This window comes from Ruegeria sp. YTSC003 (assembly GCF_059609785.1).
Map to the genome: position 1 here is coordinate 25232 of NZ_JBXWMK010000014.1, position 13220 is coordinate 38451.

Here is a 13220-nt window from a genome sequence, read left to right on the forward strand (position 1 = left end):
TACTATTTACAGCTGTCTAAGATAGTAAAAACTTATTGCAGGATGATGCCCTGACAATGATTGTCGCTCTGCAATATTATAATAATTTATTATGGCGGTGATCACACCATAGTATTTTCCACGACTTTGGTGCTTCAGCTAAACATACAAGGCAAACCAAAGGCTGATCGAAGGGGAAAGTCATGAATGCGGTTACTTTGACGCGCAAAGATCAGGTTGGCATCGTCCGGGTCGACGCCCCCCCGGTGAACGCCATTTCCCAGACAGTGCGGCAGGGTTTGTTGGAAGCATTTGACGAGGTCACAAACGACCCGCAGATTGCTGTTGCGGTGCTAATATGTTCCGGCCGGACCTTCATGACAGGGGCAGACGTAAGGGAGTTCGGCAAACCGCCGATGCCGCCCCATCTTAACGATCTGGTGTCCTTCATCGAAAGCTGCCCTAAGCCTGTTGTTGCGGCAATTCACGGTCAGGCGCTTGGTGGTGGACTGGAACTTGCGTTGGCGTGTTCCCACCGGATCGCGACCGCGAATGCGCGCTTTGGGTTGCCCGAAGTAATGCTTGGAATCGTGCCCGGTGCGGGTGGCACGCAGCGGCTACCGCGATTGGTAGGCGTGGAACAAGCGCTTAACTTGGCGGTGGAAGGTAAGCCGGTCTCTGCCAAAGTAGCCGTTGAAATTGGCCTGATTGACAAGATAGCAGACGATCTTGAACCGGAAGCGATCACCTATGCAAATGCGCTGATCGGGGTCGATACTGCCCCTCTCAAGCTCAACCTGCCGATTTCGGCTGACAGCTTTGATCCTGCGCTGTTCGATCAATGGCGGGCCATGTGTGCCAAACGCAAGCGTGGCTTCGATGCGCCCTTGGCGGTTATCGACGCACTTGAGGCTGCCACCGGGCCGGATTTTCAGGCTGGTCTCGACAAAGAGCGCAACTTGTTTCTAACCCTGCGCCAAAGCACGCAATCTGGTGCATTGCGACATATCTTTTTTGCCGAACGCGAAACCTACAAAGTAGAGGGGCTGGATCTGTCGCAAGCAGGCGAGATCGGCAGTGTTGCGGTAATCGGGGCGGGAACCATGGGAGCAGGGATTGCGCAGGTCTTTGCCACCCAAGGCATTGCCGTCACTCTGGTCGAAATCTCGGACGAAGCGGCACAGTCCGGAATCAACCGAATCCGGGGCAATTTGGAACAAGGGGTCAAGCGCGGCAAGATGAGCGCAGCCCGTGCCGAAACCATTTTGACGCTGATTTCACCCACGACCGACTATGACGATATGGCTTTGACCGATCTTGTGATCGAAGCAGCGGTCGAAGACATTGTTATAAAAAAGAAAATCTTTAAACGGCTGGATAAGATCTGTCACCCAGGTGCCATTTTGGCGACGAATACTTCGTACCTTGATATCGACGAGATCGCCCAAGCGACCGATCGCCCCGAGCGCGTTGCCGGCCTTCATTTCTTCAGTCCTGCCCATATCATGAAGCTGGTCGAGATCATTCGCACCGATCAGACGGACCCGGCGGTAACGGCGACGCTGGCAGCGACAATGAAAAAGCTGGGAAAAACGGGTGTGATTGCTGGGGTCTGCCACGGGTTCATTGGTAACCGGATGTACCAAGCCTATCAGCGCGAAGCTGGGTTGTTGATGCTGGAATGTGGATCACCTGAACCGGTTGACGCCGCGCTGCGCCAGTACGGAATGGCGATGGGGCCGTTTCAGGTGCTGGATTTGTCGGGCATCGATATTGGCTATCTGATGCGCAAATCGCTGCCTGTCGGCGCAGTGCATCCTCACGCATTTCAGGTCCATGACCGGCTTGTCGAAATGGGGCGCAAAGGCCGCAAAACCAAGGCTGGCTTTTATGGTTACAACGAGAAGGATCCTTCGATAGACGAGGTTGTTCTGGGACTAATCCGGGAGGCGGCCGAAGATGCAGGGATCAATTCGCGCGATCTGAGCGCGGAAGAAATCGCGCGACGTTGTATCGACGCGCTGCAGCAAGAGGGTGACGAAATTTTGAAAGAAGGCATCGCGGCTAAGCCCGGTGACATCGACGTGGTGTTCGTCAACGGCTATGGGTTCCCTCGATACCAGGGTGGTCCGATGTATCACAAGAATTCAGTCACCGACCAAGTTCCGGTCTAAATTCGGCGGTTGTCGGGACGGGATGCGTCGCAAACGAGACTGTTATGTTAGATGGCGTGTTTCGAAATTGTGAGATGCGGCTTGAACCTTAGGTGGGCACTAGGAAGTGTTGGCGCATGAATTCGATTTCACCTCTGACGCCTCGTTGTTAGTAGTGAATGTGGCCGCGTTTGATGGTTCGGATGGTATCAATGCCACTCAAGGTCGCTTTTAATAAGGTTGTTACGCCGCTTCTTGTCGATGTGCCTGATGCTGACAAAATGCGGATCATAGGAATGATTAATCATCACGGATGACGCGCCGGTATGTTGGCGCTTTGTCTGTGCAGATCGACACTGGACATTGTAGCCCCGTCCTCTCATTTGCTTTGCGAAGAAAGGCTCGTGCAGCTTTGGCATCCCGCCTTACGGTTAGTCGGAAGTCGACCATTTGACCGTTTGCATCCATGACGCGCCAAAAATAGTGCCATTTGCCACCGACCCGAATGTTGGTTTCATCGGCATGCCAACCGACACTCGCCCGATGCAGATACTTCTCGGTCCGCCTGGTCAGCTCAGGCCCGAATTTTTGAATCCACCGGTACACTGTCGATCGATCTACCGAGATGCGACGCTCTGACAGAAATTTAACCACATCTAAAAAGGTAAGCGGGTAGCGCAAGTACCAACGCACGGCACAAAATATGATCTTACGCGGGAAGCGGCGTTTCTTGAAAGGGGAACTACGCGGCATGACCAACCTCAAACGCAAGAAACTGGCCAAATGAGCCGATTAACGCGATAGTCCCCAAGCGATGGGGTTATCGTCTGCCAGTTGACTTCATTGGCAAAGCGGTGCTGCAGGCCCACATAGATGCTGCAGACCCCCAGCAGGATCATGATGATATTTTTGAACACCGGGCCGACATTTGGAATCCACAGCAGGTTCTCAATTCCGCGCATGGTGATCAGAATTTTGATCCAGCGCATTATGATGACAATGATAGCGATGCCCCACGGGCTGAGCTCGAAGCGCAGAATCTGCGCCCTGACCAAAGCAAATAGGTAAAAGACCGCGGGAACCTTCGGGCAATGGTAGCAATAGGCCGAACTCGCAGTGCCAAATGCAACTCAGGGTTGGGTGTTTGCTAAAGAGAAACAAAAGGTTGCTCCAATCGTATGTTTGCGTGCGCCGATTAGTATTTCAAATGGAAGTATTTCGACGAAACAAACCACATTGGAGACAGATCATGTCCAAGTCGTCGTCTTTGGCGGTGTTAATGTGGCGGGCAAGATTTTGGACCTAAATCTGAATCCCCGCAAGATTGGCGAACCTCTTTCGAAGAGCCCCTGGCCCGTGACCTTGAAGGGCCCACTACCAAAGCCGAAGATCAAGGTCAAAGACGGTCCGAAACGACTGAAACGATCGGATAGTGAGGACAAAATGCCAGCAAAAAGAAAACTTTGCGTTCCGGACATTTTACAACTGCAGTAGTGGCGGAGGCAGTCGATAAAAGAACACTTTTAACGTACAAAAAGAATGACATCGCTTTCTGGAAGCGATTTTTGCTTCGGGTTTTCTCTCGATATATTCCGCACTTTAGGCGAATGGAAACTCTCTTGGAGTTCGGCCGACACGATGAAAGACCTTTGAGACGCAAATGGAAGAACGTGTGCACTTTTGAAATTGCAGCTAAAGCGAAATTAACAGCTTAGTGCAGCGTTAGTGGCAGAACTATGTGTCGCCCGACAGGTGGCGTTAGGTTTTATTCTAAGGGCAGGTTGACCGATCTGAGAAGCGCAACAATATTCGAACCGCGATTTTCCAGAAGCTTGGCAATTTGATGCACGCCAAATCCTGGAACATTCCACGTTTCGCTATCAGAATTCACTTTGTTCTCATCCATACTGGTGTTTCGACCCAGATAGAAGCACGCTGCTGAACCGAGGCTCTTTGCGTATTGGGCTACAATAGACAGGGAGTAAAAGCTAAGCAATCGTGTGGTTGCCAGCGGCAATGTAGTGGATCTTTTGCGCCTGCAGCGAATGTCGGGAACGAATGTTGCGACCGCAGCGGCCGAGAGTGGTGGTCAACGACCGGCTTGGGCTGCAAGAACCAAAAGGTGAACATGGAGTAGCCGATCTACCAACTCGTCGGATGCTTCTCTGAAACAACAGCGTACGCCTCAACCGGCTCCCTGATGCCCTTCATCTCCACCTCTCCCTTGCCTACGGCATCCACAACGCCTTCGACGGCAGCCCACATTCGGGGAGAAATCAGTACCTCATTGCGGGTGGCCATGTTGCAAAGCCGCACGGCCATGTTGATCGAGGTTCCTGAGGCAGTGCAATCAAATCGTCCCGCTGAACCGACGATACCGACCGTATTGTAGTCAAACGAGATGCCAACTCCAAAAAGAACCCGATTGCCCAGCTTTTGCCATTTGGCGCAGAACACTTGCATTTTATCGCGCATGGCCAGTGCCATGCACACCGCGTCGCCTGCCGGATGAATAACCGGAATCGAATCCTTGAAGGTATCGCAATTTGTGGACAGCTCCGGTTTTGCAAGGGTTTTCTTTGTGATTTTGATCGTTTTGCGTAGCGGTCGTTTGTCCGGCCTATTTGTGCGGCGCGTTTGACCGCTGGCCCTGATGAAATACGCATGCTGAATCCCCATCAAGTTGCCGGACTATGATGCCCTGGCAATGCCAAGGGGTGTTCCGGCGGCGGCAAAGATCATCATCACAGGAATTGCCCTTGCAACTCGTATGGAGCGTTTCTCATACGCCCCGAAATCTCAGGCTGGCTTGTATACTTCTTGCTTGGACAAGACCGCCCAGGCGATCCGGGCGGTCTTGTTGGCCAGAGCCACGCTGACCAACCGTGCGTGCTTTTTCTCCAACAAGCGCCGGACCCATTCTGCGGTTTGTGTTTGCATATGGATAACACGTCTGAGAACCGCAGTGTCACCTACGATAGGCAGTTTGCGTAGATACCCATCTCCCGTCTTCGTGATCCTTCCCAGCCGGTCCTTACCGCCAGAGGAGTTCTGTCTCGGGACCAGCCCGAGCCAGGCCGCAAACTGGCGCGCAGACCGGAGTTGCGCGGGATCAGCAATAGTGGCGGCAAGAGCCGTCGCGGTGAGCACCCCGACGCCCGGGATTGTGGCCAGCCGTTGGCTGACCTCGCTCGTGCGATGCCAACCCTGTATTTTGCGATCGAGATTGGTGATCTCTTCTTCCAGTTCATTCATCTGCCGGGCAAGTGACAGCAGCGCGACCCGCGCCACCTGAGGGATGTCGAGGTGACCTTCCTGAAGTCTGGCGCAGAGGTCGCGTATCTTGTGCGGACCTCGGGCAGATACGAACCCGAATTCCGCCAGATGGGCCCGCAACGCGTTGATCAGCATGGTGCGTTGGCGGACCAAAAGGTCGCGTGCTCGATGCAGCATCAGAACCGCCTGCTGATTGGCGCTCTTGATCGCGACGAAGTGCATGTTCGGTCGGGTAACGGCCTCACAAGTCGCCTCGGCATCCGCCATATCATTTTCTGCCGCCTCACATATGGCTTGACATACGAGGGCGCGATCAGACGTACCTCATGCGCGAGCGCGGCAACTTCGCGGGCCCAATGGTGGCTGGCCGCACAGGCCTCCATGCCAACCAAGCAGGAGGCCAGGCCGGACAGCATATCGAGCAATGCGTCGCGCCGAACCTTCTTTCTAAGAACAACCTCTCCATCAGCATCAACTCCATGAAGCTGAAAGACGGACTTGGCCAGATCGATCCCGAGTGTTGTAACATGCATGTGGACAGCTCATCTCTTCCGTTGGGTACAACAACGCCAACATTGGCACATTGCGATGCCGCGTGGTGGAGCTGTCCACACCATCAAGTTGTTTGACGGCGTTTGAAAGGAGCCGCGGAAGGCGCGGTCAGGCTGTTAGCTCAAAGGCATGGCCATTCCAAAGATCGTGTGCATCTGATCGTGCGCGGCGGAAGAAGACGGTACAGAGGCATAAGCGGCGGCGGAACATGGTGTTGATTTGGTTGTGGACGACGAGAAATCGTGGAGCATGGCGTGGTGAGTTGAACCGGCCCATCATCTTTTCCTGCTTTCGCGTCGGCCGATGTGATCCTTCGATCCGGTTGTCGGCCCCTTGCGCGCCGGATGATCGGTGCCCGGCGCGAAGGCCTGGGTCGGCTTGGTATAGCTGCGCAGCTTGTCCGTGATCACGACACGCGGTTCGCCATAGGCGGCAGCCAGTCGGCCGAAAAAACGCTTTGCGGCCTTGCGCATTGCGGCCAGGCTGAATCACAATGTCGAGTACATCTCCATTGCCATCGATTGCACGCCACAGCCAATGTTTCACGCCGTTGATCGGCACGACCACTTCGGCCATTTGCCATGTATCGTGCGGCCGGGGCCGGGCGCGTCGGATACAGGCCGCAAACTGAGACCCGAAACGGTTCACCCAGAGACGAACCGCTTCACGACTGACAATGACGCCACGCTCCGCCAGGAGGTCTTCGACATCCGCCGTGCTGAGAGCAAACCGATGATATGCCCGCACCGCATAGGCGATGATTTCGCAAGGAAAACGGAAGCCCTTCAGCCGCGGCAATGAGGTTGGTAAGGTCATGGGACCGCGCGATCCGAGAAGGACAACGCGATCAACTTGGTGTTGCTTTTCAAAGAGATCATGCTGAAGCTTACCAAAAAACTTTACGCTGAGAACAAACGTCGGACCCTGCGTACTTGTCAATCCAGACAAAAAGTTTGCGACACATCCTTTTTCACTCTGTGGCGGGTACCCACAATCCACCGATCTCTGTCTTCGCAATACGTATGGTCAACGCCATTGCGACAACCCAGCCGGTCATTACGGCCGCTGCTGTGCCGAACCACACTCCGGTTTCGTTGAATCCCAATATGCCAATAAACACCCAAACAAAGAACGCGACCCCAAAGGCCTGGCGATAAAGGCTAATCCAAACGGTCCAAATGGGTTTTTTGAAGGCCTGCAAAAGTGAGTTGATTGAAAATAGCATCATGTAAAAAGGCAGGATCAGACTGTCGACTCGTAGATATCCCACACCAACGCGTACAACCTCTGGGTCCGCTGTAAAAAGGCGCATAACTAAGGGACCACCAAGCCAAAGGATCGGGATCGCAACCAGCGACATATAAAACCCGACTCGCCAGCAATAAAACAACGCGGCGCGCACCCGCTGGCTGTCCCGAGCACCGAAATTCTGTGAGGCGATTGGAAGTAGGGCACCCGTGACACCCAGAATGGGCAGCAACAAAACCTGTTCAAGCCGTATAGCGATTGCATAACCAGCAATTGCATGTTCACCAAACAGCTTCAGCGCAAACTGCAGGACAAAGGCCGACAACAACATGATCGTAAACGAAAAGGCAGTGGGCAGAACCTGCAGCGAAATTTCTGCAAACCGTTTCAGGCGTGGTTTGAAGTAGGCTGCGCGCATGCGTTTCATTCGCCTCCGCCGAAGAACCTGCTGGATCAAAAAGATCATCACGCCTGTCTGGCTGATCACCGTAGATAAAGCCAAACCGTTGAAGCCGATGCCCGGGATTAGGCCCGGAATTCCGTATATCAGAAGGGGATTCAGGAAGATGTTCGCCAGAAACGCAACAATAAGTGCCCGTTGCATAGACACTGCGTCGCCATGGGCCTGCAAGATGCCATTACATCCATGAGCCAGAAGAAATCCAGGCATTGCCAAAAGCAACCAATAGAAATAACGAAGCCCGGCTTCACGATAAACGCCTGGTTCCGAGACAAGCTTGATTAACAATGGGCCGAACCAAAGCCCTGCCAGGGCAAGCAGGCAAGACGCAACGATTCCGTAAGTTATCCCTTGGGCCGCTAGGCGACGTGCCGCTCGGTTGTCGCCTGCACCCAGAGCGTTTCCAACCAGTGCACTCATAGCTGCACCGAGCCCGACGCCTACGGAAATGGAGATGAAAAAAGCTTGAAAACCTAGGGCCAACCCGGCTTGGGCGCTGGTCGACAACAGCCCGGCAAAAAAGATGTCGACGATGTTGTACAGTGTACTGAAAAGCATTCCGACTGCGCCGGGTATCGCCAATGTTCGGAAATGGCCTGCAATGGACCCTTGGGTCAGATTAAGGTCGATTGCCTGAGCCATGTTAACTGGGTGTCATGGGCGCTCGGCCTGAACTGTCAGAAAGACAAACTCAGGGGTCAGAACATCCTCAAACCCGTGGTTGAGTTCAGCGTCCACACTGATCGAGTCGCCGGCTGACAGCGTAAAGCGGGCCTCGCCATATCGGTAAACGGCTTGGCCTTCGAGTGCTTGTACAAACACTACGCCGTGGCCGACATAAGTGGGCGGCGGTCCGCCTTCGCGCAATAAAGTCACACGGCGCGCTTGAAATCGCAGGTCTTTACGAGAATGCAGTGAAAGATTGACATATTCGTGGCTGTGCCCCGCCGAGATACGGTTTGATTTCAGTCCCTCACCATGGCGCACGAGAGTGTAGTCAGTGTGATCTGTACGCGCTTCGCGGAACAAAGAAACAATCGGAACTTCGAGCGCTTCGGCCAGTGCCGCCAGAGTGTCGATTGAGGGAGAAACCAACCCATTTTCGATCCGGCTGATCATAGCGGCTGAGATACCGGACTGCTCTGCCAGCCTACGAGCGGATTGCTTCCGACTTTGGCGCAGTTCCTTCAGCGAGGCGCCGATGGCACGGTCGATCTGTCTGCCTGGAGTGTCTCCTTGCATGATCCGTCCTTTCAGTCGCTGCTATAATATCCCACCACATCGCCATCGGTGGTAACACCTAGGCCATTCAGCAATCGGTTGGCGTAGTTGAAATACCCTACGATCTGGTTGATTTCGAGTATCTCGCCATCCTCCCAACCGGTGTGTTTCAGGGCTGCCACATCAGAATCGACCATCGTACCCGGCGAAAGTGTAAGCTTTTCCGCATAGGTCAGTGCCGCCAAATGTGCGCCGTCGAACGCATCCTGCGGGCGATGTGCCTTGAGTGCGGCTTCGATCTTGTCGGCGCGTGTGGCGTCGTCGATCAGGTGACGGGCGTTGGACCAGTGGTTAGCATAGGAATAGGGGCAGGTGTTGAGAGTGGATACGTACGAACTGATCACTTCCTGAAACCACATGGGAACTTTGTTCGCCTCATCGTGCAGACAGGCTCGATACAGAATCACATGCCCCTTCATGGTGTTAGGCCGCAGGGAATGCACCCGCATGACATTGTCGACAGTGCCGTGCGGTGTACGCGCCAGATCCAAAGTGGCCTTCAGATGCGAGTCAGCATCTTCGTCAGATATCATGCTGATCCAGGCAGACATTTGCGATTCCTCCCTTGGTCGTCAGTATTATCTGAGGGCAGATCAAAAATTGCCCTCTGAGTTTTTTATTGACGAGTATTGCATATTAAGCAACCATATTAATTAGTGTGCAACGTATTTGAGGAGGCTCAGGCCTTGCCCGACTGCCCCAAACAATCGCAGCGCCAGCCCGGCCTCGGCTGTTTTGTCAGGCCTGGCACCACGACATGCCGGCCTGCCTTTGCAGGAACGGTGGAGGAAACTCCTTTGCGCGCCCGGTCCATCAAAAGACAAATTCGCATGGTGTCCCGAACCCAAGCAGGTACGACATGAACCAAGCCACTCCGATGATTGAAGTGACCAATCTGGATAAATATTACGGTGCGTTTCACGCGCTGAAAAACATCGATCTGACGGTCCATCAGGGTGAAAAAGTCGTGATCTGCGGTCCCTCGGGATCGGGAAAATCGACGCTGATCCGGTGCTTTAACGGGCTGGAGTGGCACAACTCCGGCCGCCTCGTGATCGATGGGATCGAGGTTTATGACGGGGCCAAAGAAATTCGCGAGCTGCGGCAGGAAGTCGGTATGGTCTTTCAGCAGTTCAACCTGTTTCCACACCTGACAGTGCTAGAGAATCTGACGATCGGTCCGATGAAAGTGCGCGGGATATCCAAGGCGCAGGCTGAAGAAACCGCACGCAACTATCTTGAACGTGTTCATATCCCGGAACAGGCCGACAAGTACCCAGCGCAGCTGTCAGGCGGGCAACAGCAGCGGGTGGCAATTGCGCGATCTCTGTGCATGGAAACTCGGATCATGCTGTTTGACGAACCGACATCCGCGCTGGACCCCGAGATGATCAATGAGGTGCTGGATGTGATGGTCGAGCTGGCCGACACCGGCATGACTATGGTTGTTGTCACCCACGAGATGGGTTTTGCCCGTAAGGTCGCAGATACGATGGTCTTTATGGAGGCGGGCCAGATCGTCGAAGTCTCACCACCCGAACAGTTTTTCACCAACCCCTCGAGCGAACGCTGCCGTTTGTTCCTAGATCAGATCTTGGCGCATTGACATGAGCGATCTGGGCATTTCCCGGCCAAAAGGTCAGCCGCTGCCAAAGCAGCCATTTTTAAAGCGGTTTTTTGACTCGACCCTGATTTCGGTCGGGATCTATGCCATTATCGTCGGGCTGATCGCCTATGGTGCATATACTGGTGCGCAGGGCATGGGGTATAACTGGCAATGGTACCGGGTGCCGCAGTTTCTGTATCGCAATACCGAGGTCGGTTTTGAATGGGGTGAGATTCCCATCGGGCTGGTCGCGACGATCAAGTTGTCGGTCACGGCTTTCATTTTGGCTATGGTTATAGGTCTGCTTGTGGCGTTGCTGCGCCTGTCGGACCTGGTCATCGGGTCTGCAATTGCAGTTGGATTTCTGGAGCTGATCCGTAACATCCCGCTGCTGGTTCTGCTCTACCTTTTCTATTATGTTCTGGGACCGATCTTTGGATTTGACCGATACACGGCCAGTATCCTTACCTTGGCCGTGTTCCATTCTGCCTTGATTTCTGAAATCTTTCGGGCCGGGATCAACGCCGTCCCCACTGGCCAGTGGGAGGCCGCTAAATCCATCGGGATGAGCCCCTCCCAGACCTATCGCTACATCATCCTGCCACAATCCGTCCGCTTCATGCTGCCGCCGATGACCGGCGAGGTCGTTCATCTCATCAAATCCTCGGCCATTGTCAGCGTGATTGCAGTGGCCGAGCTGACGACCTTCGGACGCAACATCATTTCAGACACATACATGAGTTTCGAAATCTGGTTCACCATCGCACTGGTTTATCTGGTGGTGACCCTGATCCTGTCGATTGGCGTAAGCCATCTGGAGAAGAAATATGCCGTCGACCAATAACCCAGAAAATATGTCGGACAACAAGGAGAACCAAGATGAAGCTTTCTCGCAGAATGCTCGGGGCTGCCCTCGGCGCGGTCGTGGCTACCGGTGTGGCGACCTCAGGCTGGGCGCAGAGCGCTACGCAGGAACTATCCAGCGAAAGTGTGATTGAAACTATCAAGCAGGATGGCGTGATCCGGATCGGTCTGTCGCTGTTCGTGCCATGGTCGATGCGCGACAAGAATGGAGATCTAATCGGATTCGAGCTAGATGTTGGCCGTCAACTGGCCGAGGATATGGGGGTTGAGGTCGAATTCGTGCCCACCGCTTGGGACGGTATCATCCCCGCGCTGGTCTCAGGCAATTTCGACGTGATCATCTCGGGCATGTCGGTGACGGCGCAGCGGAACCTGACCATCAACTTTACCGATCCATACGCCTATTCGGGTCTGGCCATTCTGGCCAATAAGTCGATGACCGAAGGCATGACGCTTGAGGATTTCAACAATCCCGAAGTGACCTTTGCCGCCCGGCGTGGTGCAACACCTGCGGCGGTGATTGCACAGAACTTCCCAGACGCGACCTTGCTGTTGTTCGATGAAGACGGTGCCTCGACTCAGGAGGTTCTGAATGGGAACGCTCATGCTTCCATGGCAGCGCAGCCAACTCCGAACCGCGAGGCTGGGTTGCACCCTGAAACGCTGAGTGTGCCGTTCGAAAATCTTTATGATCCGCGTGGTGAAGCCTTTGGTGTGCGAAAGGGCGACCCGGACGCCATGAACTATTTCAACAACTGGATTGCGCAGCAGTGGCGTTCCGGTTGGCTGAAAGAACGTCATGACTATTGGTTTGCTGGAAACGAATGGGCTGACCAGGTCGCCCAGTAACCCTGACCCACCCGGGGGGCAGCGATGCAGCCCCCCGGTTCTGATACGGAGCGTCTCGCGTGCAGGACTTTCTCAAAAAACTCAGATGGCCGGACTACCTGATCGCCGCGGTTCTGTTCGTGTTTTTCGGGTATATCTGGCTGTCGATTGAAGGCACGCTCAATTATAGGTGGCGCTGGGACGTCATCCCCAGTTACATTGTCGGCTGGCATTCAGGTCGTGAGGAATACTTTGCCAATTTGCTGCTGCAAGGGTTGGCCGCAACGGTTCGCATCAGCCTCTATGCCGGAATTCTGGCGTTGATCCTGGGCACCATTCTGGGTGTAGCCCGCTGTTCATCAAATCTGACCATCCGCATGCTGGCGCGCACCTACTTGGAATTCTTGCGCAATGTGCCGCCGGTTGTTGTCGTTTTCATCTTCTTCTTCTTCCTGTCCCAACAGCTGATCGATGCGTTGAATCTGGAACGCTGGGCGCGCGGTATCGCGCGGCAGGAAAACAATCAGGTGTGGGAGTTCTTCTTCGGTGAAATGCGCCGCTTCCCATCGCTTGTTTCGGGCGTCATAGTACTGGCCCTTTTTGAGAGCGCATTCGTTGGTGAAATTGTGCGTGCCGGTATCCAGTCGATCCCAAAAGGTCAACGGGAAGCTGCACGCTCTATCGGTATGAGCCGCATTCAGGAATTGCGCTATGTGGTCCTGCCGCAGGCGATGAAGAAAGTGGTGCCACCGCTCGCCAATCAGTTCATATCGCTGATCAAGGACAGTTCAATCCTGTCGCTGATTTCCGTGCAGGAACTGACTTATAAAACGGTAGAGCTTGTGGCCTCATCCCGCATGATATTTGAGGCGTGGATCACCACGGCCGCTTTCTACTTTGTGGTTTGCTTCGGCCTTAGCCGATTGTTTGCGCGGCTTGAAAAACGGTCAGATAAGCGCTGACATATAGGCCA

General features: G+C 54.2%; 12 protein-coding genes and 2 pseudogenes. 6 read left to right on the forward strand and 8 right to left on the reverse strand.

Features of this window, described 5'->3' with window-relative positions:
• Window positions 1-182: 182 nt before the first annotated feature.
• Window positions 183-2153 (forward strand): 3-hydroxyacyl-CoA dehydrogenase NAD-binding domain-containing protein, encoded by a 1971-nt coding sequence (locus AC2FFH_RS20340; RefSeq protein ID WP_496845204.1) that lies wholly within the window; start codon window positions 183-185, stop codon window positions 2151-2153.
• A gap of 148 nt (window positions 2154-2301) precedes the next feature.
• Here AC2FFH_RS20340 and AC2FFH_RS20345 read toward each other — a convergent pair.
• Window positions 2302-2885, reverse strand: a pseudogene (locus AC2FFH_RS20345) (IS6 family transposase).
• An 8-nt stretch (window positions 2886-2893) separates the two neighbouring features.
• Entirely contained in the window at window positions 2894-3121 is a 228-nt protein-coding gene (locus tag AC2FFH_RS20350; protein ID WP_496740993.1) for a hypothetical protein, read from the reverse strand.
• A gap of 127 nt (window positions 3122-3248) precedes the next feature.
• On the opposite strand from AC2FFH_RS20350, the gene AC2FFH_RS20355 reads away from it, so the two are divergent.
• The gene (locus AC2FFH_RS20355) at window positions 3249-3626 is read left to right on the forward strand and encodes a hypothetical protein (protein ID WP_496845205.1); all 378 of its coding nucleotides are present in this window, start codon (window positions 3249-3251) and stop codon (window positions 3624-3626) included.
• Between the two features lie 648 nt (window positions 3627-4274).
• On the opposite strand, the gene AC2FFH_RS20360 is transcribed toward AC2FFH_RS20355, so the two are convergent.
• The 6 genes and pseudogenes from AC2FFH_RS20360 to AC2FFH_RS20385 form a co-directional block, all read right to left on the reverse strand.
• Window positions 4275-4811, reverse strand: a complete 537-nt coding sequence (locus AC2FFH_RS20360; RefSeq protein ID WP_496740997.1) for an adenylate/guanylate cyclase domain-containing protein — start codon at window positions 4809-4811, stop codon at window positions 4275-4277.
• A 120-nt stretch (window positions 4812-4931) separates the two neighbouring features.
• A pseudogene (locus AC2FFH_RS20365) lies at window positions 4932-5941 on the reverse strand (IS110 family RNA-guided transposase).
• A 127-nt stretch (window positions 5942-6068) separates the two neighbouring features.
• Window positions 6069-6776, reverse strand: coding sequence for an IS6 family transposase (locus AC2FFH_RS20370; protein ID WP_496845206.1), 708 nt, complete (start codon window positions 6774-6776; stop codon window positions 6069-6071).
• Between the two features lie 154 nt (window positions 6777-6930).
• A complete protein-coding gene (locus AC2FFH_RS20375; RefSeq protein WP_496845207.1) occupies window positions 6931-8310 on the reverse strand; it encodes an MATE family efflux transporter in 1380 nt (459 codons plus the stop codon).
• A 12-nt stretch (window positions 8311-8322) separates the two neighbouring features.
• Entirely contained in the window at window positions 8323-8910 is a 588-nt protein-coding gene (locus tag AC2FFH_RS20380) for a helix-turn-helix domain-containing protein (protein WP_282154157.1), read from the reverse strand.
• 11 nt (window positions 8911-8921) lie between these two features.
• A complete protein-coding gene (locus AC2FFH_RS20385; RefSeq protein ID WP_496845208.1) occupies window positions 8922-9500 on the reverse strand; it encodes a carboxymuconolactone decarboxylase family protein in 579 nt (192 codons plus the stop codon).
• A gap of 308 nt (window positions 9501-9808) precedes the next feature.
• Here AC2FFH_RS20385 and AC2FFH_RS20390 point away from each other — a divergent pair, with 308 nt between their 5' ends.
• Genes AC2FFH_RS20390 through AC2FFH_RS20405 form a run of 4 tightly spaced genes read left to right on the forward strand, consistent with a single transcriptional unit; the run spans window position 9809 to window position 13209 of the window.
• On the forward strand, window positions 9809-10555 hold the full coding sequence (locus AC2FFH_RS20390; RefSeq protein ID WP_282121048.1) for an amino acid ABC transporter ATP-binding protein: 747 nt from the start codon (window positions 9809-9811) through the stop codon (window positions 10553-10555).
• Window position 10556: 1 nt separating this feature from the next.
• Window positions 10557-11399 (forward strand): amino acid ABC transporter permease, encoded by an 843-nt coding sequence (locus tag AC2FFH_RS20395; RefSeq protein WP_496725729.1) that lies wholly within the window; start codon window positions 10557-10559, stop codon window positions 11397-11399.
• Window positions 11400-11434: 35 nt separating this feature from the next.
• On the forward strand, window positions 11435-12268 hold the full coding sequence (locus AC2FFH_RS20400; RefSeq protein WP_282121046.1) for a transporter substrate-binding domain-containing protein: 834 nt from the start codon (window positions 11435-11437) through the stop codon (window positions 12266-12268).
• A gap of 59 nt (window positions 12269-12327) precedes the next feature.
• On the forward strand, window positions 12328-13209 hold the full coding sequence (locus AC2FFH_RS20405) for an amino acid ABC transporter permease (RefSeq protein WP_282121045.1): 882 nt from the start codon (window positions 12328-12330) through the stop codon (window positions 13207-13209).
• Window positions 13210-13220 lie beyond the last annotated feature (11 nt).

Bases quoted from the DNA above. Each gene is read 5' to 3' on its own strand.
- AC2FFH_RS20340 (WP_496845204.1), top strand. From the start codon at position 183: ATGAATGCGGTTACTTTGACGCGCAAAGATCAGGTTGGCATCGTCCGG.
- AC2FFH_RS20360 (WP_496740997.1), bottom strand. From the start codon at position 4,811: ATGGGGATTCAGCATGCGTATTTCATCAGGGCCAGCGGTCAAACGCGC.
- AC2FFH_RS20400 (WP_282121046.1), top strand. From the start codon at position 11,435: ATGAAGCTTTCTCGCAGAATGCTCGGGGCTGCCCTCGGCGCGGTCGTG.
- AC2FFH_RS20370 (WP_496845206.1), bottom strand. From the start codon at position 6,776: ATGACCTTACCAACCTCATTGCCGCGGCTGAAGGGCTTCCGTTTTCCT.
- AC2FFH_RS20350 (WP_496740993.1), bottom strand. From the start codon at position 3,121: ATGCGCTGGATCAAAATTCTGATCACCATGCGCGGAATTGAGAACCTG.
- AC2FFH_RS20380 (WP_282154157.1), bottom strand. From the start codon at position 8,910: ATGCAAGGAGACACTCCAGGCAGACAGATCGACCGTGCCATCGGCGCC.
- AC2FFH_RS20385 (WP_496845208.1), bottom strand. From the start codon at position 9,500: ATGTCTGCCTGGATCAGCATGATATCTGACGAAGATGCTGACTCGCAT.
- AC2FFH_RS20390 (WP_282121048.1), top strand. From the start codon at position 9,809: ATGAACCAAGCCACTCCGATGATTGAAGTGACCAATCTGGATAAATAT.
- AC2FFH_RS20395 (WP_496725729.1), top strand. From the start codon at position 10,557: ATGAGCGATCTGGGCATTTCCCGGCCAAAAGGTCAGCCGCTGCCAAAG.
- AC2FFH_RS20375 (WP_496845207.1), bottom strand. From the start codon at position 8,310: ATGGCTCAGGCAATCGACCTTAATCTGACCCAAGGGTCCATTGCAGGC.